Below are 20,008 nucleotides of genomic sequence, written 5' to 3'. Positions count from 1 at the left end.
CTAGCGCGCGCCGGCGAGCGGCGCTACAGCCCGAACTTGTCCTGCATCTCCCGCAGCGTCTCGGCGGACTTCATCAGTCCCTCGTGCTCGGCGTCGGACATCTTGATCTCGAGTCGGCTGCCCGCGCCGTTGCGGTCGATGAGCGTCGGCAGTGACAGACATACGTCGTCGAGTCCCTCGTAGCCGCCCGTGACGGTCGAGATCGGCATCACGCGGTGTTCGTCGTTGAGCACCGCCTCGATGATGCGTGTCGTCGCGAGCCCGATGGCGTAGTTGGTCGCGCCCTTGCCCTCGATGATCTTGTACGCCGCGTGCACCACCTCGTGCTGGATGCGTTCGCGCGCCGGGGCGTCGATGGCCTGACCGCCCGGCAACGGCTTCCACTCCAGCAGCGGCACGCCACCGATCGACGCCGAACTCCAGAGCGGGATCTCGGAGTCGCCGTGCTCGCCGACGATGTAGCCGTGGACGTTCTGCACCGCGACGCCGACGTGCTGCGCGATGAGGAACCGCAGGCGCGACGAGTCGAGCACCGTGCCCGAACCGAACAGTTGATTGCTGGGCAGCCCGCTGTACTTCAATGCCGCATAGGTCACGATGTCGACGGGGTTGGTGACCATGATGTAGATCGCGTTGGGTGCGACCTTGATGGCACCGGGCAGGATGTTCTTGGTCAAATTGATTGTGGCTTCGGCCAATTCGAGCCGCGACTGCCCCGGCTTCTGTTTTGCTCCCGCGGTGAACACGACGACGTCGGCGTCTGCGCAGACCGACACGTCGTCGTCGCCGACGATGTCGGCGCGCGGCACGAATTCGAGTCCGTGCGAGAGGTCGAGGACTTCTGCGGTCACCTTCGACGTGTTGATGTCCATCAGCGCGATCGTGCGCGCCACACCGCGAATCAACGACGCATACGCGATCGCGGTACCCACGGCGCCTGCCCCGATGATGGCCAGCTTGCTCGGTCGGGCTTGTCTCACGTTCACCGCCTGTGTCTCGTGCTGCCCCGAAATCCTCGCCCCTGCGGTTGATTATCGTCGGCCGACGCCATGTCCGCAGCCCGATCGTCGATCATTTCACCCGCCGTCCATACCGCAGTTTCGCGACAGAAGCGACCATCACACTCACGAATTCGTCGTCATGTCCGTTTCTGGCATGCGAAATCACCACGGAGAGCTTATGTTCTGCTGGTCTGCGCATCGCAACGGCGCGTCGCACCATCACTTACCCGGGGGAGCACACCCATGCCAGAAGGCCATGACACCGTTGCCGAGGATCTTTCCGACGACGAGGCCCACCTCGCGAGACTCGGCTACACCCAGGAGCTGCACCGCTCGTGGTCTGGATTCTCGAACTTCGCGATCTCGTTCTCGATCATCTCGATCCTGTCGGGTTGTTTCACGTCTTTCGGACTCGGATGGAACAACGGCGGACCGGCCGCGATCGCATGGGGCTGGCCGATCGTCTCGATCTTCATCCTGCTGATCGGCTTCTGCATGGCCGAACTCGTCTCGGCATACCCCACATCCGGCGGAATCTATTGGTGGGCAGCCAAACTCGGCGGCGCCAAGGCGGGCTTCTACACCGGGTGGCTCAACCTCATCGGCCTCATCGCCATCCTGGCATCGGTCGCGTACGGCGCTGCGACGTTCCTCGACCTCACCATCGGCACATTCAGCCAGTCATGGCTCGACGGGTACAGCCTGACCAGAGTGTTCATCATCTTCCTGATCATCTTGGCCTGCTCGGCGCTGATCAACATCTTCTCCGGTCACCTGCTCTCGATGCTCAACAACATCTCGGTCTGGTGGCACGTATTCGGTGCTGCCGCAGTCATTCTCATCCTGTTCCTGCTCCCCGATCAGCACGCATCCTTCTCCGACGTCTTCGCCAAGACCGTCAACAACAGCGGCATCTTCGACGGCAAGACGTCGGGCTTCGGCTTCATCCTCTTCGTGCTGCCCATCTCGGCGATCCTCACCCAGTACACAATCACCGGCTACGACGCTTCCGCCCACCTCTCCGAGGAGACCAAGGGCGCGGCCAACGCTGCGGCACAGGGCATTTGGCGTTCCATCGCCTACTCCGCAGTCGGTGGATGGATCCTGCTGCTCAGCTTCCTGTTCGCAGTCCAGGACGCAGACGGCGTCTCCAAGAGTGGCGGCGCGGTCGCGACGATCTTCACCCAGGCGCTCACCTCGAAGTGGGCAGGCGTCGTGCTGATCATCTCCACCGCAGGCCAGCTCTTCTGCACGGCCGCATGCCAGACGAGTGCGTCGCGAATGATGTTCGCGTTCAGCCGCGACGGCGCCGTGCCCGGCCACAAGCTCTGGTCCAAGGTCCGCTCAAATGGCATGCCCGCCAACGCCGTTGTCGCAACAGCCACCATCGCCGCGATCATCACCCTGCCCGCGCTGGTATCGGTCGACATCAACGGCGCACCCGTACCCGTCGCCTTCTATGCCGTCGTCTCGATCGGCGTCGTCGGGTTGTACCTGTGCTTCGCGGTCCCGATCTACTACCGCTGGAAAGCGGGAGACTCGTTCGAGGCCGGCTCGTGGACGTTGGGCTCCAAGTACAAGTGGATCGCGCCACTCGCGCTGATCGAGATCGCGCTGACCTCGCTCGTCGCGATGTTCCCGACCTCGCTCGGCGGCATGCCCTGGGACGCTAGCTTCGAGTGGAAGTACGTCAACTACACCCCGCTGCTCGTCGGCGGCGCACTGATCCTGCTCTACGGCTACTGGCACGTGTCGGTGAAGAAGTGGTTCACCGGACCGATCAAGCAGGTCGACGCCGAACCCGTCGACGCCTGACCTGGGCGCGTCTGGGCGAGCCGATCAGGCAGCGCGCGCACGACGCCGACCCCAGCACGGCCCCACGCGATTAACCTCGGACGTGACACAGTCACGCCGCGCTCGCGGCCCGTCGGAAGAGGACAGCGTTGTCACTTCACGAAATCGAGTTCACGTCGGCCAACGGTCGCGACACCATCTTCGGTTGGGTCTACGAGCCCGCCACCATGACGCGCGGCATCATCCACATCGTCCACGGACTCGGTGAGCACTCGCGCCGCTACCTTCGACTGATCACCAAGCTGCTCGACGCCGGGTTCGTCGTCGTCGCCGACGACCACGCAGGACACGGCAAGACGGCCATGACCTCGGGAGTCTGGGCCGACGCCGGAGACGACGCCGACAAGGTCGTCGTCGCAGATGAACGCAGCCTGCGCGCCAAGGTGCGTGAGCTCTACCCCAACCTGCCCTACGTCGTCTTCGGGCACTCCTGGGGTTCGATGATCGCGCGCGGTCTCGTGTCCGACGACAGCGACTGGCTCAAGGGACTCATCCTCTGCGGCATCGCGGCCCAGATCCACGGCATCGACGACGTCCTCGACCGCGAGGCCCTGGCCGCGGAGTCCGACCCGACGTCGACAGCGACGGAGACCTACGCGGGGCAGATGTTCGACGGCTTCACCGCGCGCTTCGGCCCCGACGCCTTCCCCACGGCATGGGTGGCTCGCGATCCCGGGGTCGTCCGCGACCACGCCCGCGACCCCTTCAACAACTTCGGCGCACCCATGTCCGTGCGATTCATCCGCGGATTCGTCGATCTCTACGACGCCGTCAACGCCGAGACCTGGTATCCGACAGTCCGCTCCGACCTCCCCGTCCTCATCCTCGCGGGCGACGCCGACCCCGTCGCCAACTTCGGCGAGGGCGCCTACCACGTCGGCAATCAGCTCGCCGCGAGCGGACACTCCGACGTGCGCACCCGCATCTACACCGGCTACCGGCACGAGGTGCACAACGAGCCGCCCATCCGCGACGAGGTCGCCGACGAGATCATCGCCTTCGCTGAGCGCGTCGTCGGATAGACAGTGGCATCGTCGGATAGCGGCGACGTCGTCGGATAGATCCCAACGCAGAAGCCCCCGAACGCCAGTGGCATTCGGGGGCTTCGAAACTGTTGCGCTACAACAGATGACGCTCTCAGTCCTGAGGAGCCTCGGTGAAGTTGCGCGTCACGGCCGGGTCGACCGGGATGCCCGGGCCCGTCGTCGTCGAGACGGTCACCTTCTTGATGTAGCGGCCCTTCGCGGCCGACGGCTTCGCGCGCATGATCTCGTCGTACGCTGCGCCGTAGTTCTCGGCGAGCGCGCTCGGCTCGAACGACGCCTTGCCGATGACGAAGTGCAGGTTGGCTGCCTTGTCGACGCGGAAGTTGATCTTGCCGCCCTTGATGTCGTTGATCGCCTTGGTCACGTCGGTGGTGACCGTGCCGGTCTTCGGGTTCGGCATCAGGCCGCGCGGTCCGAGGACACGCGCGATACGGCCGACCTTGGCCATCTGATCAGGGGTGGCGATCGCGGCGTCGAAGTCGAGCCAGCCGCCCTGGATCTTCTCGATCAGGTCCTCGGCGCCGACCTCGTCGGCACCGGCTGCAACGGCCTCGGCGGCCTTGTCGCCTGCGGCGAACACGATGACGCGGGCGGTCTTACCCGTGCCGTGAGGCAGGTTGACGGTGCCTCGAACCATCTGGTCTGCCTTACGCGGGTCGACGCCCAGCCGGATTGCGACCTCGACGGTCGAATCGGTGTTCTTCGACGACGTTTCCTTCGCCAGCTCAGCAGCCTCCAGCGGGCTGTAGAGCTTGTCCTTGTCGACCTTTTCGGCCGCGGCCTTGTAGGCCTTGCTGCTCTTGCTCATTGCTCTGTTCTTTCTCCGTATTGATGATTCGGGTTGGTGGTGTGTGGGCCGAGCCGGCCCTCCCACTCAGCGGGCTGATCAGCCCTCGACGGTCAAACTTGCGCGAGTTCGCAAGCTCACTCGACGGTGATTCTTGCGCGAGTTCGCAAGCTCACTCGACGGTAATCCCCATCGATCGTGCAGTACCGGCGATGATCTTCGCGGCCTGGTCGATGTCGGTGGCGTTGAGGTCTTCGGCCTTGGTCTTGGCGATCTCGCGGACCTGGTCCATCGAGACCTTGCCGACCTTCTTGGTGTGCGGCTCGCCCGAACCCTTCTGCAGACCGGCAGCCTTGAGCAGCAGCTTGGCTGCGGGCGGGGTCTTGAGCTTGAAGTCGAACGAGCGATCTTCGTACACGAAGATCTCGACCGGCACGACGTTGCCACGCTGCGACTCGGTCGCGGCGTTGTACGCCTTGCAGAATTCCATGATGTTCACGCCGTGCTGACCGAGCGCCGGACCCACTGGCGGGGCCGGGTTTGCCTGGCCTGCCTGGATCTGGAGCTTGATGATCCCGGCGAGCTTCTTCTTCTTGGGAGGCATCCTTGTTCCTTGTTTGTTTCTTGCAGATCCACGTCCGCTGGAGGCGTGGAAGCTTGTGTGTTGCTCCGTCCGTGCGGAGCAGGTTTCAGATCTTCTCGGCAGGTATCAGATCTTCTCGACCTGGTTGAAGCCGAGTTCCACCGGCGTCTCGCGACCGAAGATCGACACGAGCACCTTGACCTTGCGCTGCTCGGCGTTCACCTCGCTGATCGACGCGGGCAGCGTGGCGAACGGGCCGTCCATGACGGTGACCGACTCACCGACCTCGAAGTCGACCTCGACGACCGACGTCGCAGCCGCTGCGGCCTGCTCGACACTCTCGGCGCCCTTGGCCGTGGCCTTCTTCGCCGGGGTGCGCGGCAGCAGGAACTGCAGCACTTCATTGAGACTCAACGGCGACGGCTTGCTGGTCATTCCGACGAAGCCCGTGACACCCGGGGTGTTGCGCACCGCGCCCCACGACTCGTCGTTGAGGTCCATGCGCACCAGGATGTAGCCGGGCAGCACCTTGCGGTTGACCTTCTTCTGCTGGCCGTTCTTGATCTCGGTGACCTCTTCGGTCGGGACCTCGACCTGGAAGATGTAGTCGCCGACGTCGAGGTTCTGCACGCGGGTCTCGAGGTTGGTCTTGACCTTGTTCTCGTAACCGGCATAGCTGTGGATGACGTACCACTCGCCGGGTGCGCGACGCAGTTGCTTGCGCAGTTCCTCGGCGGGGTCGACCTCTTCCTCGGCTTCGGCCGCTGCTGCGTCGGCATCAGCTGCGGCGTCCTCGGCGGCTTCTGCCTGCTCGACGGCCTCTTCGCCACCGTCGACGGCTGCGGCGTCGTCCTGTGCGGCCTCGACCTGCGCCTCGGTGCCCGGATCGTCGGTCTCGTCCACGGTCGCTTCGCTCCCGGCGTCAGTGACGTCGGTCTCGACCGTGTCGGTCGGGTCGAACTCGTTATCCGGGGTGCTCACTGCAGCCCACGCTCCTCTTTCATGAAGTTGGTCGTCCGTCGGATGACCCGGTCGGGAGCGGGCTCACCTGAGTGAGCCCGAATCAGCCGAGGATCCAGAGAACTAGCTTGGCGAAGCCGATGTCGATCCCGAAGATGAACGCGGTCATCACCACCACGAACACGAGCACGATGATCGTGTACGTGATCGTCTCGCGCCGCGTCGGCCAGATGACCTTCTTCATCTCCGAGACGACCTGCTGCATGAACACCCAGATCCGCACAAACGGATTGCTGCTCTGCTCGGACGCCTTCTTTACCTTGCGTTCCTTGACGGCGACTGCGGATCCACCGTCGGAATCCGCATCACCGTCTGTCGTGTCGACGGCACCCGCTGACGAGCGACGACGTCCCGAACGCTTACCCGTCGGGCGAAGATCGCCCGACGACGCATCCGAGGCTCCGCCATCTGCGTCCTCGACGGCGTCGTCGCGGGTCTCGAGCTCCTCCGCTGCCGAATCGGCGGCGGTGGACTGCCCGTCGTTTTTGGCGCGGGCTGCTCGATCTCGCTTGCTCACCTTCGAGGTCCTCTCGTCAACGTGTGCCCTCTCCAGGGCAGGGGCGACAGGACTTGAACCTGCAACCTGCGGTTTTGGAGACCGCTGCTCTGCCAGTTGAGCTACGCCCCTTTGCGGCTGCGTTCACTCTCGCGAGTTCTGCAACCACCGGTCATGGTCGACCTGCCGGAACCAGCCTACCGATCCGAAACCGATGGGCCGTCGCCGACAAAACCAACGCGCCACCCTATGGGCGGCGCGCAAGTCAAGGGTAAACCTGACACTTCAGTGTAGAACACCCGCCCCGGTTAACCCAAAACACTTCCTGCACCGACCCGCCCCCACCAGCGCCGATCGGCGTGATTTTCCGGTTGCCCAGACGCTCGGATTCCGCACCTCTGGGCAACCGCAAGTTTCCGGCCTCGGCGCGGAACCTTCGGACATGGAACCTCAGGGTGTCCCGTTGCGTCCGATCTCGCATGACCACGCTCGCGCAGCACCTGTCCACGCACGACGGCGTCATCACTCTCGCACAGGCGCGAGCGCTCGGCGTGAACAGGCATTCGGTGCGGCGTCGACTTTCCGCGGGCACGTGGGTGCGCGAGGCTGAGGCGACGTTTCGGGCCGTCGACCATCCGCGCACGGCACGCGTCCGAGTCCGGATCGCGGTCGCATCGGTCGGCAAATCCGCGGTGCTCGTCGGGTCGTCGGCCGCATGGTGGCACGGCCTGACCAGTGCTTTTCCGTCGAAGATCACCGTCGCCACCCAGGTGAAGGGCCGCCACGCCGGTGCGTCGTCGGGCGTGAAGGTCACACATCGCCGCCTGCACGAACCAGACATCGTCGTGGTCGACGGGCTTCGCGTGGCGTCGGTCGCGGCCACCCTGCTCGACGTCGCCGCCGACGGCGACACCTCGACCGTCGACAACGCCCTCCTCACCCACCGCGTCTCCATCACCGAACTCGACGACGCGCTGGGCCGTTACCCGCGACGTCGCGGTGCACCCGAGGCACGACGGCTCTTCGACGCGCTGCGGTCCGGTGCGCGATCCGAGGCCGAACGCACCACCACCGCGCTGTTCGACGCACACGACATCACCGGGTGGACGGCCAACACCGAGGTCCTCGGGTACCTGCTCGACTTCGTGTTCCGCGACGCACGACTCATCGTCGAGATCGACGGCTTCGCGTTCCACCGCGACGCCAAGACCTTCCAACGCGACCGGACCAAACGCAACGCCCTCCTCGCCGACGGCTGGCGGATGCTGAACTTCACCTGGGACGACATCACTCGACGCCCCGACGCCACAGCCCGCCAGGTTCTCGACGCCCTCGACGCATCAGCCGCCTAGTGGGCACACGCCTAGCTGCAGCACCCCGGTTCCGGTTGCCCAGACGCTCGGATTCCGCGCCTCTGGGCAACCGGAACCCCTACCGCTCTGCCAGGACGCCGCCTAACACGACCCCGCGAGGATCTCGACGGCCTCGGCGTAGCGGTCGGGTCCCGCAGCGGCGTAGCTCAGCCGCACATACGGACCGGTCGGCTCGGCCGGGAACCACTCGCGGCCGGCCACCACCGACAGCCCGCGCGCCAGCGCCCGAGCCGCGACCACGTCCGGGTCGGTGGGCACATCCCCAGCGCCGACGTCGGGCAGCCGAACCCACAGGTGCAGCCCGCCCGGCGGTGTCGTGGCCGTCAACGACGGTTCGGCGCGCAGCGCGTCGAGCAAAGCGTCGCGACGCGCACCGAGTCCGCGTCGCAGCCGCTGCAACGATGTGCGCCACGCGGGCCTGGTCACGACGTCGAGCGCGGCGAGCTGCAGGATCGGCGACACATACAGGTCGGAGAGCGCCAGCGCGCTCTCGATGCGCTGACGCACCGGCCCACGCGCCATCACCGCGGCGACCCTGATCGACGACGACATGCTCTTCGTCAACGACCTGAGGTAGACGACGTGACCGTTCTCGTCCGCGGAGACGAGCGTGCGCGGCGCGGTGTCGACGCCGAAGTCATGCGCCCAGTCGTCCTCGACGACGAATGCCCGATGCGCCGCCACGACGTCGAGCACCTCTGCCCGCTGCTGTGCCGACCACTGCTCGCCGGTCGGGTTGGCGTAGTTGGGCTGGGCGTAGAAAACGCGTGCACCTGACGTCGCGAACGCGGTGTCGAGGTCGACGGCGCTCGGTGCGCCCCCGGTGCGCGCGACGGGCACGATCACCAGACCGGCCTGCCGTGCCGCGGCGATCGCACCCCAGTAGGTCGGCGACTCCATCACGATCGCCTCACCCGGAGCGGCGATCGCCCGCATCGTCGCGGCGAGCGCGGCCTGTCCGCCCGAGGTGATCACGACGTCGGAGTCGCGCCAACCGCGATCACCGCCCTCCGCGAGCTCGCTCACGAACCAGCGACGCAACTCCGGAACACCCGCGACCGGCGGCCTCGTGAACGCCTCGGCCTGCCGCGACACACGACGCACCGCGGCCGCGACAGGCTCCTGCGGTAGCAGCTCCTCGTCGGGGTATCCGCCGTGCATGGCGATGGTGTCGTGCGGGACCATCCGCAGCGTCGACCCGGTTGCGGGGATTCCGGAACGCTCCGGTCCGAGCGCTGCGGTCTGCCATCCGATGTCACGTCTTGTGGCGAGGCGTCGAGAAGCGACGAATGTTCCCTCACCCGAACGTGTTTCGACGATGCCGTCGGACACCAGCGTGGCAAGTGCTCGCTGCACGGTCACCGGACCGGCCCCGAACTGCTTGGCCAGCGCGCGCGTCGACGGCAGCCTCGAGCCCGGCTGCTCACGCTCGGCGAGCACTCTGAGGTGTTGCGCGATGCGTGAACTGCTATCGTCGAACATGAGAGACAATAGTAGCGCTATCGCGCCAAGTTCGACGCCGCTATCGCTCCAAACACCGACAAGTGGTCTGGTCTGGGGCTTCGTCGGGGTGGCCGCGTTCTCCTTCTCGGTGCCGCTGACCCGCATCGCCGTCGGTTCGGCAGGTACACCAGGACTCGACCCGCTGCTCGTCGGATGCGGCAGGGCCGTCGTCGCGGCAGCGCTGGCCGTCGTCGCGCTCGGTGTCACGCGCACCCGCTTTCCCACCGCCCGTCAGTGGCTTCGTCTGGTCCCGGTCGCCGCGGGCGTCGTCGTCGGATTCCCGCTGTTCACCTCTCTTGCCCTGCGACATTCCGATTCCGGTCACGCCGCGGTGATCGTCGGACTGCTTCCCGCGATGACCGCCGTCGTGGCGGTCACACTCACCCGCGAACGTCCCGGAGTGCGGTTCTGGATCGGTGCGTCCGCGGGAGCCATCGCAACGGTCACGTTCGCGCTCCTCGCACACGGCGGAGCGTCGTCGAGCAGCATCGACTACGTCTACCTGCTCTGCGCCGTGGTTCTCGGCGCGGTCGGCTATGCCCAGGGCGGCATTCTCGCGCGAGAACTCGGCGCGTGGCAGACCATCTGTTGGGCCCTGGTGCTCGCGCTGCCGGTCATGGCGATGGCGTCTGCCCGCTCGATCCACCTGCGACCGCCGACAGACATCAGCGCGGCACACTGGACGTCGTTCGGATATCTCTGTGCCGTCAGCATGTTCCTCGGATTCTTCGCCTGGTACCGCGGACTCGCGATCGGGCCGATGACCGTCGTCAGTCAGGCGCAACTCGTCCAACCCGTCCTCTCGGTGGCGTGGGCGGCGCTGCTGCTGCGCGAGTCGGTGTCGCTCGGTGTCATCGCCGGTGGCATCGCTGTGATCGCCTGCGCTGCATTCACCGTCAGGAGCCGAACCCGCGACAGTTCCGTGCGTCGCGGCCCGATGTCCCGCGTCACCACTGGTCGGCTGCGTATCGTGGGCGGATGACACAATCTGCGGGACAACGACGCGGTTTTGCCATCCTCTCGCTCGCCTCGGGCGCACTCGGCGTGGTGATCGCCATCGTCTCGGCGGGTAACCAATTCCCCGTCGGACTCATCGCACTCGTCCTCCTGCTTGTCGCCGCGGGACTCGCCGTCGACGGCTTGTTCAACATCGGGAACCGACGCCTCGCCGAACTGATCATCGCGGTGATCCTGGCTGTCGTCGCCATCGTCATCGTCGTGCTGCGCAGTTGGTGGCTCCTGATCGGCACACTCGTCGTGATCGCACTGTTCGCAATCGCCATCGCCGCGGCGTCGCGGGCGTTCCGGGTCTCGGTGCCGTTGCCCGTCGTCGCGCCCCCGAGCGCTCCCGTACTCATCTACAACCGACGCTCCGGCGACGGCAAAGCCGACCGGCTCCACCTCGCCGACGAGGCGGAACGTCGGGGTTACCGGACCATCGAACTGGTCAAGGGAGACGATTTGCGAGCCCTCGCCGAGGGCGCCGTCGCCGACGGTGCCGACGCACTCGCAATGGCTGGCGGCGACGGTTCGCAGGCGGTCGTCGCCGACGTCGCGGCGTCGCACGATCTGCCTTACGCGTGCATTCCGTCGGGCACTCGCAATCATTTCGCACTCGACCTCGGCGTCGACCGCGACGACGCTGTCGGAGCCCTCGATTCCTTCGTCGAAGGTGGAGAACGTCGCGTCGACCTCGGCGTCGTCAACGGACAGGTCTTCGTCAACAACGTCTCGCTCGGCGTCTACGGCGAAGCGGTCCAACGCGAGAGCTACCGCAACGCCAAAGCCAAAACGCTGCTCGACGTCGCGTCGCAGGTCCTCGGACCCAACGCCGACCAACCGTCGGTCTCCTGGCACTACCCCAACGGCACAGAACACGAGTCGGTCGCGGCAGTCATGGTGTCCAACAACCAGTATCGCCTCGGACACATCATCGGGTCGGGTACCCGCCCGAGCATCGAGGACGGGCTGCTCGGCGTCGCAGTCATCGCCGACCCCGCATCACGTCCCGGTTCGACACGGCTACAACACCTCTGGAGCGAATGGGTGGCGCCGACGTTCGAGATCGATTCGGACACCGACCTCAACGCCGGAATCGACGGCGAGGCCGCGACACTGACCGCGCCTGTGCGCTTCGAGATCCGCCACCAGGTGCTGCGTGCTCGCATCGCCCGCCGGCACCCCGGCGCCTCGCCGTCCGCCGACGTACCGGACGGCGCCCTCGATTCGGTGCGCGCTCTCTTCCGCATCGCGCTCGGGCAGCCGGTCCACGTGGCGACGCGTCAGGCTGCCTGACGCCCACAGCTGGTCGAGCTGCCCGCGCTGGTCGAGCTGCCCGCGCTGGTCGAGCTTGTCGAGACCACCCCGCCCGCTGGTCGAGCTTGTCGAGACCACCCCGCCCGCTGGTCGAGCTTGTCGAGACCACCCCGCCCGCTGGTCGAGACCACCCGCCGGCCGAGCCCCACACCCGCTGGTCGAGCCGAACCCGCTGGTCGGCCCCGACCGCTGGTCGAGCTTGTCGAGACCACCCACCGAGAGCCGCGGGCGTCAGTTGAACTGCACGTGTGCGTGGGCGCGGCCGAAGATCTTGCGGTCGCCCTGCTTGGCGACGATGCTGATCACGCCGCGTCGGGTCTCCGGGTCGAGCGACTTGATCTTGCCCGTGAAGTCGACGTTGGCGTAGGTGTCGGGGTAGACGTACACCGGGCTGGTGAAGCGCACGTTGTACTCGTAGACCGCGGCCGGGTCGCCGATGAACTCGGTGATGAAGCTCGCGCCGAGGCCCATCGTCTGCATGCCGTGCGCCACGACAGTCTCGAGGCCGATGACCTTGGCCAGCTCGTCAGAGAAGTGGATCGGGTTGGGATCTCCCGCGACACCCGCATAGTTGACCAGGTTGCCGCGCGTGAGGGTCTTGGTCATCGGGGTCAGCTCCTGGCCGACCTCGAGGTCGTCGAAGTTGATTGCCGAGTACGGCTTCGGCGCAACCACCGGGTCCGGGTCGTCGTAGCGATCGAACGGTCCGTGCACGCTGCGCGGCAGCGTCGGCTCCTTGTCGACCTTCATCATGACGTGCTCGAGCTCGTCGAGGACCTCGGGATCGGCGTCGACGGCCGCCCGCGCGACAAGGCTTGTAAAGGTCGTCATGACCGGCTCGTCGTGCTGGTTCCAGATGATGTTCTTGGTGACCATCACGTCCGCGCCACCCATCTGCCGGAACGACTCCAGCGAGACGTCGCAGATCAGTCGGTCGCCCACCTTGATCGGCTGGTGGAAGATCAGCCGCTGGTCGGTCTGCATGATCTGCCACAGGTCGTAGCCGGTGACGATGTCTTCGAAGAGCCGACGCTGCGCGATGATCCCGAGCACCGAGACAAAGGTCGGCGCGGCAATCAGGGTGTCGTGACCCATCTCCGCAGCCGCCGCCTCGTCCCAGTGGACGGGATGCGCGTCCTGAACGGCGCGAGCGTGCTTGCGGATCTCCTCGCGGCCGACCTCGTAGTAGTCGTCGACCGTGTAGTTGAAACCGACCATCGACTTGGTGTGCGCCGCGATCTCTTCCGGAGTCAATTTCACACCGTTCTTCAACGCATCGATCCGGTCTTGGATCTCGCTATCGGTGATCTGTGACATCGGGTGAACTCCTCACGCTGCACTCGGCTGTGCGTCCGACGGACGGAGGCTGACCGCTCATCGTCGAGACACATACTCGCTGGCAACTGTACTGAATTACTTCATCTGAACGACAACTGCGGGCTGCCTCGTGTGAGACAGCCCGCAGTTGCACAAACTCGTGGGTGCGCATCTCGCGACGACGCACAATGCCGAACTACGCAAACCGGATTCGACGTTGCGCTCACGGCGGAGACATACCCCGATACGACCGTCATTCGACGACGCTCCGGGGCCATTGGCCTCGGGGAAGAATCAGCGCGACTCTTTGTGCGCCTGGTGCTTGCCGCAGTTCGGGCAGAACTTCTTGATCTCGAGACGATCGGGATCGTTACGACGATTCTTCTTGGTGATGTAGTTGCGGTGCTTGCACACCTCGCAGGCCAAGGTGATCTTTGGCCGGACGTCAGTTGAGGAAGCCACTGGGTTCGCCTTCTTTCGGGTGGGTCTGGGTCGTCGGAGCACTAGGCGCCGCCTCGCCCGACCCGGGCCGCGCGACAAGCCTTACGTGTAGCGGTGGAGGGACTCGATCCCTCGACCTCACGATTATGAGTCGTGCGCTCTAACCAGCTGAGCTACACCGCCATGGTGACATGAACGCCGTCAGCGTGGACGCAGTCCTCGCGGTGGCGTTGCGGCGTCGGGCGTTCAAGTCCTACCGAGCCCCCTGACGGAATCGAACCGTCGACCTTTTCCTTACCATGGAAACGCTCTGCCGACTGAGCTAAGGGGGCGTTTCCGGCTGCCCTTGCGGGCGTCCGGAGAGCCTTAACGAGGTTACACACCGATGCGGCGGCTCACCAAATCGCTGCTCTCACAGCTCTCCGATGGACCGCCGACCAGACGTTCACCTCGTTGTGGCAGATGCAGGATTCGAACCTGCGTAGCTTTCGCGACGGATTTACAGTCCGCTCCCTTTGGCCGCTCGGGCAATCTGCCGTGCTGTTTCCCACGACCTTCGAGACCGTAAGAACAACGCCGAGAAGAATACAACGAACCCCGGTCTTCGACGCAAACCCGCAGGTCAGCCCGACGCCCCATCGCTGGTCGAGCGGTCACGCGCTGGTCGAGCTTGTCGAGACCACCCGCCGCACGGTCGAGCGCCCCCGCCGCTGGTCGAGCCGACCGATCGCTGGTCGAGCTTGTCGAAACCACCCGCCGCACGGTCGAGCGCCCCCGCCGCTGGTCGAGCTTGTCGAGACCACCGCCGACCGAGCTGCACCCCGCTGACGAGCCCCTACCCGCTGGTCGAGCCTCTACCCGCTGGTCGAGCTTGTCGAGACCACCCCACTCGCCCCGAGCCCGAGCGGCGTCGGGCTACGCTGTGATCCATGGCTGATTCATCGTTTGACGTGGTGAGCAAGATCGACCGCCAGGAGGTCGACAATGCCCTCAACCAGGCCGCGAAGGAACTCTCGCAGCGCTACGACTTCCGCGGCACCAACACCGGCATCGACTGGTCCGGCGAAGAGACGATCGTCATCACCTCCGACGCCGAGGAGCGCGCCCAGGCGGCCCTCGATGTGTTCAAGGAGAAGCTGATCCGCCGCGACATCTCGCTCAAGGCGTTCGACGCCGGCGACGTCCAGTCGTCCGGCAAGACCTACAAGATCTCCGGCAACCTCGTGCAGGGCATCGACTCCGAGCACGCCAAGAAGATCTCCAAGAAGATCCGCGACGAGGGCCCCAAGGGCGTCAAGGCGCAGATCCAAGGCGACGAACTACGCGTGTCGAGCAAGAAGCGCGACGACCTCCAGTCCGTCATCGCGCTTCTCAAGGGCGAGGACTTCGGCATCGCCCTGCAGTTCGTCAACTACCGCTGAACTGACACGAAGCGCGGGCCCGCTAGACCCCCCGCCGCGCCATCTCCTGCAGCCGCCGGATGCGCTCCTCGGTCGGCGGGTGCGTCGAGAACATCTTGGCCATGCGGTCCGTCGCGCGGAACGGACTCTCGATCATCGCGTGGCTCTGCGCGGCGATGTCGGGCTGCGGGGGTAGCGGTGCCACCTGGATGCCGCCGGAGATCTTGGCGAGCGCCGACGCCAGCGCCAACGGATCGTTGGTCAGTTCAGCACCCGACTTGTCGGCCTGAAACTCCCGCGACCTCGACACCGCAAGCTTGATCAGCGTCGCTGCAAACGGTCCGAGCAGCGAGATGAGGATCAGCGCAATCGGGTTCGGTCCGTTGTTGCGGTTGCCCGACATCCCGAAGAACATCGCGAAGTTCGCCAGACCGCTGATGATCGCGGCCATCGCGCCCGCGACCGAACTGATCAGGATGTCGCGGTTGTAGACATGCGAGAGCTCGTGGCCGAGCACCGCGCGCAGTTCTCGTTCGTCGAGGAGTCGCAGGATTCCCGCCGTACAGCACACCGCCGCGTTCTTCGGATTACGTCCCGTCGCAAACGCATTGGGCGACTCCGTCGGACTGATGTACAACGCAGGCATCGGCTGCCGCGCCTGCGTCGCGAGCTCGCGCACCACCCGGTACATCACCGGCGCCTCGACCTCCGTCACCGGCTGCGCATGCATCGCCTTCAGCGACATCTTGGCGCTGTTGAAGTACACGTAGCCGTTCACGGCGATCGCAAGGATCACCGACCCCCACAGAATCGTCGGACTCCGGAAACAAGCACCGATCGCGACGATCAACGCCGACATCGTGCCGAGCAGAAGTGCCGTCTTCACACCGTTTCGCATCAGATCCTCGTTCGAACTCGCCTCCGACGCGCTGCCGGGGCTCTCAGTTTCTCAAACGATCCAAGGTGTGGTTGGGTTTCCGTGCGGCGTCGGCGAGTTACCCCGTGCGCGCGATCGTGTAGTCGACCAGCGAGGTGAATGCGGAATGAGCGGGCCCCTCGGGAAGCGCACCGAGCACCTGCCCCGCCTCGTCTGCGTATCCGCGCAGCGTCGCGTTCGCCTGGGCCATGCCACGCGACTCGACAAGCAGTCCGAGCGCCTCGGCAACCTCGGCGTCGTCGGTCAGCGGCTTGGCCGCACCGCCGTCGTCGACGAGCAGTTCTCGCAACCTGTTCGACGCCGCATCGTCGTCGGCAAGTGCGTAGAGCACCGGCAGCGTGTGCACACCCTCACGCAGGTCGGTTCCGGGGGTTTTGCCCGAATCGCCTGTCGCAGAACTGATGTCGATGATGTCGTCGGAGAGTTGGAATGCGGTGCCGACGATGTCGCCGAGCCGGGAGAGCCGCTCGACGTCGTCCACGTTTGCACCGGAAGTCATCGCGCCGAATCGACCAGCAGCCGCGATGAGCGAACCGGTCTTCTCCCACACCACCTTCAGGTAGTGATCGATCGGGTCGACGTCGCGTGCGCCGATGGTCTCGCGCATCTGACCCGTCACCAGCTCGGCGAAGGTCTCGGCGATGATGCGCACCGGGTCGGGTCCCAGCGTCGACACCAGACGTGACGCGCGGGCGAACAGGTAGTCGCCGGAGAGGATCGCGATGCTGTTGGACCACCGCGCGTTGGCGCTCTGTGCGCCGCGTCGCATCGGGGCCTCGTCCATCACGTCGTCGTGGTAGAGCGTCGCGAGGTGGATCATCTCGACGACCGTTGCGGCCGTGATCACCTCGCTCGCATCCGGACGCGGCCCGAACTGGGCGGCCAGGATCGCGAACATGGGACGAAAACGCTTGCCACCAGCCTTGGCCAGGTGGCTCGCGGCTTCGGTCATGACGTCGTCACCAGATGCCAGCTCAGACAGCAACAACTCTTCTACCTGGGCCAACGAGGTCCGCACGGTACCCGCGAACTCTTCGGAACCCAGATCCAGACCCGCGAAAGTCGACTTCACTCCGCCGAGCCTAGTCGGTGGGCGCGTGCGGCGAGCGTGCCGGGAGGCCACATACTGGTCGAGTGACGAGCCAGATCCCCGAGAGCGCCGACGTCCTCGTCGTCGGCGCGGGACCGGGCGGGTCTGCCGCCGCCGCCCACGCCGCCGCTGCCGGTCATGACGTCGTACTCCTCGACGCCGCCACCTTCCCCCGCGACAAGACATGTGGCGACGGCCTGACGCCGCGCGCGACCGCCGAACTCGTCGCGCTCGGATTCGCCGACCGCCTCGCCGCCAGCCCCCGCATCGACGGTCTCGAACTGCACGGCTGGGGCGCCACCCAGCGCGTGCCGTGGCCCGCGGGCCGCTTTCCTGCGTACGGCAGCGCCATCACACGGATGGAACTCGACGACGAGCTGCGCGCCCTCGCCGTCGCCCGCGGCGCCCGAATGTTCCAGGGCGCCAAGGCCGTCGACGTCGAGATGTCCGGCGACCGGATCTCGACGGTCACCGTCGACGACGCCGACGGACCGCACACCATCCGCGTGCGCGAGGTCATCGTCGCCGACGGTGTGCGCTCGACTCTGGGCAAGAAGCTCGGCCGAGAGTGGCACCGCGACACCGCATTTGGTGTCGCAGCACGCGCCTACGTCCCGTCGACACGTGCCGACGACAACTGGATGGGCTCGCACCTAGAGCTACGCGCCCCCGACGGCGAGCTCCTGCCTGGCTACGGGTGGCTCTTCCCCCTTGGGGGCGCCGCGGGCGATTCGGATCAACATGGCACCGGGAGCGAGCCGGATCAGCACAGCACCGAGGGCGGCCTGTTGAACGTCGGCGTCGGGGCGCTGGCGACGTCAAAACGCCCGGCGCACATGGCTTTACGACCCATACTCGACCACTACGCGCGCATGGTCGGCGACGAGTGGCAGATCACCGGGAAGCCCGCTCGACTGACGTCGGCGCTGCTGCCGATGGGTGGCGCGGTGACGGGCGTGTCGGGGCCCAACTGGATGCTCATCGGCGACGCCGCCGCATGCGTCAATCCGCTCAACGGCGAGGGCATCGACTACGCCCTCGAGACCGGCCGCCTTGCCGCGCAGCGCCTCGGCAGCCCCGACCACACCGCACAGTGGCAGCAGACCCTCGTCGAGCACTACGGCCTGGCTTTCTCGGCCGCTCGACGCCTCGCCGGCGTGCTGACCGTTCCTCGTGCCGTGCCGCTGCTCGGTCGGCCGGGCATCCGATCGGCAAAGGTGATGTCGCTCGTCGTACGCGTGATGGGCAACCTCATCACCGACGACGACGCCGATCTGGTCGCCCGGGCCTGGCGTGCGGCCGGGCACATCTCCACGCGCATCGACCACCGGCCACCGTTCGCCTGAACCCACCCCGGTGGCCCCGCGACGGAGCGTCGACCATTGGTTTGAGACGTTCTGCGTGATACGTTTCATTGTGAATGTGTCATACGCCACAACGTCGACAAGGGAGCACCCATGCCTCTGCGGACACTGCCTTCGCGGCTTCTAGGCACGATCTCCGCGCGTCGACGCGAGCGCTACCGTCGCCGCGACGAACTCGCCGCCGTCGACCCCGCCGAGGAGCCACGTACCTACGCCCTCGAACTGTCGAGCACGGAGTTCGTCTGGGCCACAACGCAAGCGCTCAGCTTTGCGCTGTTCCGCACGTACGCGGTGCCGTCGATCGGCGAATTGCTGTACAAGACACTCCAATTCACCGACGAAACCCAGAAGCGCTACGACGACACGGTGCTCCTCCTGTCGGCGCCCGTCGAGCACGGTTTTGCTCCGGGCAGCCAGGGGCACGCGGCGGTCCGTCGGATCAACCAGATGCACGGCCGCTACGACATCTCCAACGACGACATGCGCTACGTCCTTGCGACATTCGTCGTCTGCCCACCCCGCTGGATCAACGCGTACGAGTGGCGCACGCTCAGCCAGCGTGAGATCGACGGGCTCACGAATTACTACCGCCTACTCGGAAAGCACTTGGGAATCAAGGACATTCCCGACACCTACGCCGAGTTCGAGTCCCTGATGGACTCCTACGAGCAGCAGCACTTCGACTTCCGCGAAGGCTCACGCGCAGTCGCCGACTCGACCCTCGACCTGCTGACCACCTTCATGCCGTACCGACTGCTCCCCGCACCGCTCGTCCGACGACTCGCCCGCGCACTCATGGACGAACCCCTCCTCGACGCGTTCCACTACCCGCACCCCACACGCGCCGAGCGGGTACTCGTCACCGCGGGGCTCAAAGCGCGCGGCCTGGCGATCCGCTACTTCGCCACACCCCGAACCGAGCCGGTCTTCGGCATCGACACCGCCGAGGTCCGCGGCTACCCGAACGGCTACCGCGTCGACGACCTCGGCACCTTCCCCACGGGATGCCCCGTCGCGCACAAGAGTTCGGCCTAGCGACCATTTGCCCTTCGGAGCCACGCCGACCCGCCGCACGCCCGAACCTGGGCCCGCTGATCGAGCCCCCGCCCACTGATCGAGCTTGTCGAGATAACCCGCCGATCGAGCCCCCGCCCGCTGATCGAGCCTCACTCCGCTGATCGAGCTTGTCGAGATCACCCCGCCCGGCCCAGTGGTCTCGACCTGGGTACTCGCTGCGCTCGCGCCCGCTCGACCAGCGGGGCTGCTATTTCGCAGTCGGCCCCGGCCCGCCGATTGAGCCCCACCCCGCTGATCGAGCTTGTCGAGATCACCCGTCGGGCGCAGTGGTCTCGACCGGGGTGCTCGCTGCGCTCGCGCCCGCTCGACCAGCGGGGCTGCTGTTTCACAGTCGGGCCCGGCCCGCCGATTGAGCCCACTCCGCTGATCGAGCTTGTCGAGATCACCCGCAGCGCGCGTACAC

18 protein-coding genes and 4 tRNA genes are annotated in these 20,008 nt (G+C 66.1%); 8 read left to right on the top strand and 14 right to left on the bottom strand.

Annotated features, from left to right (window positions below; translation table 11 throughout):
• Positions 1–23: 23 nt before the first annotated feature.
• Positions 24–980, bottom strand: a complete 957-nt coding sequence (locus GOSPT_RS21790; protein ID WP_039857024.1) for an L-lactate dehydrogenase — start codon at positions 978–980, stop codon at positions 24–26.
• Between the two features lie 264 nt (positions 981–1,244).
• Between GOSPT_RS21790 and GOSPT_RS21785 the strand changes: the two genes are divergently transcribed.
• Positions 1,245–2,816: an amino acid permease gene (locus GOSPT_RS21785; protein WP_005209154.1), complete on the top strand. Its 1,572-nt coding sequence runs from the start codon at positions 1,245–1,247 to the stop codon at positions 2,814–2,816.
• 128 nt (positions 2,817–2,944) lie between these two features.
• Positions 2,945–3,877, top strand: a complete 933-nt coding sequence (locus tag GOSPT_RS21780) for an alpha/beta fold hydrolase (protein ID WP_005209151.1) — start codon at positions 2,945–2,947, stop codon at positions 3,875–3,877.
• Positions 3,878–3,992: 115 nt separating this feature from the next.
• Here the strand turns inward: GOSPT_RS21780 and rplA are convergent, their stop codons facing one another.
• The 5 genes from rplA to GOSPT_RS21755 form a co-directional block, all read right to left on the bottom strand.
• A complete protein-coding gene (gene rplA, locus GOSPT_RS21775; RefSeq protein WP_005209149.1) occupies positions 3,993–4,709 on the bottom strand; it encodes a 50S ribosomal protein L1 in 717 nt (238 codons plus the stop codon).
• A gap of 151 nt (positions 4,710–4,860) precedes the next feature.
• Positions 4,861–5,292, bottom strand: coding sequence for a 50S ribosomal protein L11 (gene rplK, locus GOSPT_RS21770; RefSeq protein ID WP_005209147.1), 432 nt, complete (start codon positions 5,290–5,292; stop codon positions 4,861–4,863).
• Between the two features lie 105 nt (positions 5,293–5,397).
• The gene (gene nusG, locus GOSPT_RS21765) at positions 5,398–6,252 is read right to left on the bottom strand and encodes a transcription termination/antitermination protein NusG (RefSeq protein ID WP_005209145.1); all 855 of its coding nucleotides are present in this window, start codon (positions 6,250–6,252) and stop codon (positions 5,398–5,400) included.
• 82 nt (positions 6,253–6,334) lie between these two features.
• Positions 6,335–6,808 (bottom strand): preprotein translocase subunit SecE, encoded by a 474-nt coding sequence (secE, locus tag GOSPT_RS21760; RefSeq protein ID WP_005209143.1) that lies wholly within the window; start codon positions 6,806–6,808, stop codon positions 6,335–6,337.
• A gap of 38 nt (positions 6,809–6,846) precedes the next feature.
• A tRNA-Trp gene (locus GOSPT_RS21755) sits at positions 6,847–6,919 on the bottom strand.
• A gap of 347 nt (positions 6,920–7,266) precedes the next feature.
• Here GOSPT_RS21755 and GOSPT_RS21750 point away from each other — a divergent pair.
• A complete protein-coding gene (locus GOSPT_RS21750; RefSeq protein WP_005209141.1) occupies positions 7,267–8,139 on the top strand; it encodes a type IV toxin-antitoxin system AbiEi family antitoxin domain-containing protein in 873 nt (290 codons plus the stop codon).
• 102 nt (positions 8,140–8,241) lie between these two features.
• Here the strand turns inward: GOSPT_RS21750 and GOSPT_RS21745 are convergent, their stop codons facing one another.
• Positions 8,242–9,642 (bottom strand): aminotransferase-like domain-containing protein, encoded by a 1,401-nt coding sequence (locus GOSPT_RS21745; protein ID WP_039857019.1) that lies wholly within the window; start codon positions 9,640–9,642, stop codon positions 8,242–8,244.
• On the opposite strand from GOSPT_RS21745, the gene GOSPT_RS21740 reads away from it, so the two are divergent.
• Positions 9,641–10,645, top strand: coding sequence for a DMT family transporter (locus GOSPT_RS21740; RefSeq protein WP_051994143.1), 1,005 nt, complete (start codon positions 9,641–9,643; stop codon positions 10,643–10,645). The genes GOSPT_RS21745 and GOSPT_RS21740 overlap by 2 nt on opposite strands.
• Positions 10,642–11,958, top strand: coding sequence for a diacylglycerol/lipid kinase family protein (locus GOSPT_RS21735; protein WP_005209136.1), 1,317 nt, complete (start codon positions 10,642–10,644; stop codon positions 11,956–11,958). The genes GOSPT_RS21740 and GOSPT_RS21735 overlap by 4 nt, the downstream gene beginning before the upstream one ends.
• Positions 11,959–12,210: 252 nt before the next feature.
• Here the strand turns inward: GOSPT_RS21735 and GOSPT_RS21730 are convergent, their stop codons facing one another.
• From GOSPT_RS21730 to GOSPT_RS21710, 5 genes are all read right to left on the bottom strand, one after another.
• Positions 12,211–13,296 carry a fused (3R)-hydroxyacyl-ACP dehydratase subunits HadA/HadB gene (locus tag GOSPT_RS21730; protein WP_005209135.1) on the bottom strand — a complete coding sequence of 362 codons (1,086 nt, stop codon included), beginning with the start codon at positions 13,294–13,296 and terminating at the stop codon, positions 12,211–12,213.
• Between the two features lie 294 nt (positions 13,297–13,590).
• Positions 13,591–13,758, bottom strand: coding sequence for a 50S ribosomal protein L33 (rpmG, locus tag GOSPT_RS21725; protein WP_003929651.1), 168 nt, complete (start codon positions 13,756–13,758; stop codon positions 13,591–13,593).
• An 88-nt stretch (positions 13,759–13,846) separates the two neighbouring features.
• Positions 13,847–13,920, bottom strand: a tRNA-Met gene (locus GOSPT_RS21720).
• 76 nt (positions 13,921–13,996) lie between these two features.
• Positions 13,997–14,069 (bottom strand) — tRNA-Thr (locus GOSPT_RS21715).
• 124 nt (positions 14,070–14,193) lie between these two features.
• A tRNA-Tyr gene (locus GOSPT_RS21710) sits at positions 14,194–14,274 on the bottom strand.
• Positions 14,275–14,666: 392 nt separating this feature from the next.
• Between GOSPT_RS21710 and GOSPT_RS21705 the strand changes: the two genes are divergently transcribed.
• Positions 14,667–15,158 carry a YajQ family cyclic di-GMP-binding protein gene (locus tag GOSPT_RS21705; protein ID WP_005209133.1) on the top strand — a complete coding sequence of 164 codons (492 nt, stop codon included), beginning with the start codon at positions 14,667–14,669 and terminating at the stop codon, positions 15,156–15,158.
• Positions 15,159–15,180: 22 nt separating this feature from the next.
• Here the strand turns inward: GOSPT_RS21705 and htpX are convergent, their stop codons facing one another.
• Positions 15,181–16,035 (bottom strand): zinc metalloprotease HtpX, encoded by an 855-nt coding sequence (gene htpX, locus GOSPT_RS21700; protein ID WP_005209130.1) that lies wholly within the window; start codon positions 16,033–16,035, stop codon positions 15,181–15,183.
• Between the two features lie 97 nt (positions 16,036–16,132).
• The gene (locus GOSPT_RS21695; RefSeq protein WP_039857016.1) at positions 16,133–17,146 is read right to left on the bottom strand and encodes a polyprenyl synthetase family protein; all 1,014 of its coding nucleotides are present in this window, start codon (positions 17,144–17,146) and stop codon (positions 16,133–16,135) included.
• 62 nt (positions 17,147–17,208) lie between these two features.
• Between GOSPT_RS21695 and GOSPT_RS21690 the strand changes: the two genes are divergently transcribed.
• Together GOSPT_RS21690 and GOSPT_RS21685 are read left to right on the top strand one after the other, a co-directional pair.
• The gene (locus GOSPT_RS21690; protein WP_005209126.1) at positions 17,209–18,510 is read left to right on the top strand and encodes an FAD-dependent monooxygenase; all 1,302 of its coding nucleotides are present in this window, start codon (positions 17,209–17,211) and stop codon (positions 18,508–18,510) included.
• A 111-nt stretch (positions 18,511–18,621) separates the two neighbouring features.
• Positions 18,622–19,563 carry an oxygenase MpaB family protein gene (locus tag GOSPT_RS21685; RefSeq protein ID WP_005209125.1) on the top strand — a complete coding sequence of 314 codons (942 nt, stop codon included), beginning with the start codon at positions 18,622–18,624 and terminating at the stop codon, positions 19,561–19,563.
• Positions 19,564–20,008 lie beyond the last annotated feature (445 nt).

Origin of the sequence: Gordonia sputi NBRC 100414, from assembly GCF_000248055.1 — a bacterium.
GTDB lineage: Bacteria > Actinomycetota > Actinomycetes > Mycobacteriales > Mycobacteriaceae > Gordonia > Gordonia sputi.
Note: the sequence above shows the minus strand (reverse complement) of the source record. Positions and strands in the feature narration are given on the sequence as shown.

What these genes read in the sequence shown, in the direction of transcription:
- GOSPT_RS21785 (WP_005209154.1), top strand. Translation starts at nt 1,245, where the DNA reads ATGCCAGAAGGCCATGACACCGTTGCCGAGGATCTTTCCGACGACGAG.
- rplA (WP_005209149.1), bottom strand. Translation starts at nt 4,709, where the DNA reads ATGAGCAAGAGCAGCAAGGCCTACAAGGCCGCGGCCGAAAAGGTCGAC.
- rplK (WP_005209147.1), bottom strand. Translation starts at nt 5,292, where the DNA reads ATGCCTCCCAAGAAGAAGAAGCTCGCCGGGATCATCAAGCTCCAGATC.
- GOSPT_RS21750 (WP_005209141.1), top strand. Translation starts at nt 7,267, where the DNA reads ATGACCACGCTCGCGCAGCACCTGTCCACGCACGACGGCGTCATCACT.
- GOSPT_RS21740 (WP_051994143.1), top strand. Translation starts at nt 9,641, where the DNA reads ATGAGAGACAATAGTAGCGCTATCGCGCCAAGTTCGACGCCGCTATCG.
- GOSPT_RS21745 (WP_039857019.1), bottom strand. Translation starts at nt 9,642, where the DNA reads ATGTTCGACGATAGCAGTTCACGCATCGCGCAACACCTCAGAGTGCTC.
- GOSPT_RS21735 (WP_005209136.1), top strand. Translation starts at nt 10,642, where the DNA reads ATGACACAATCTGCGGGACAACGACGCGGTTTTGCCATCCTCTCGCTC.
- GOSPT_RS21730 (WP_005209135.1), bottom strand. Translation starts at nt 13,296, where the DNA reads ATGTCACAGATCACCGATAGCGAGATCCAAGACCGGATCGATGCGTTG.
- GOSPT_RS21705 (WP_005209133.1), top strand. Translation starts at nt 14,667, where the DNA reads ATGGCTGATTCATCGTTTGACGTGGTGAGCAAGATCGACCGCCAGGAG.
- htpX (WP_005209130.1), bottom strand. Translation starts at nt 16,035, where the DNA reads ATGCGAAACGGTGTGAAGACGGCACTTCTGCTCGGCACGATGTCGGCG.
- GOSPT_RS21685 (WP_005209125.1), top strand. Translation starts at nt 18,622, where the DNA reads ATGCCTCTGCGGACACTGCCTTCGCGGCTTCTAGGCACGATCTCCGCG.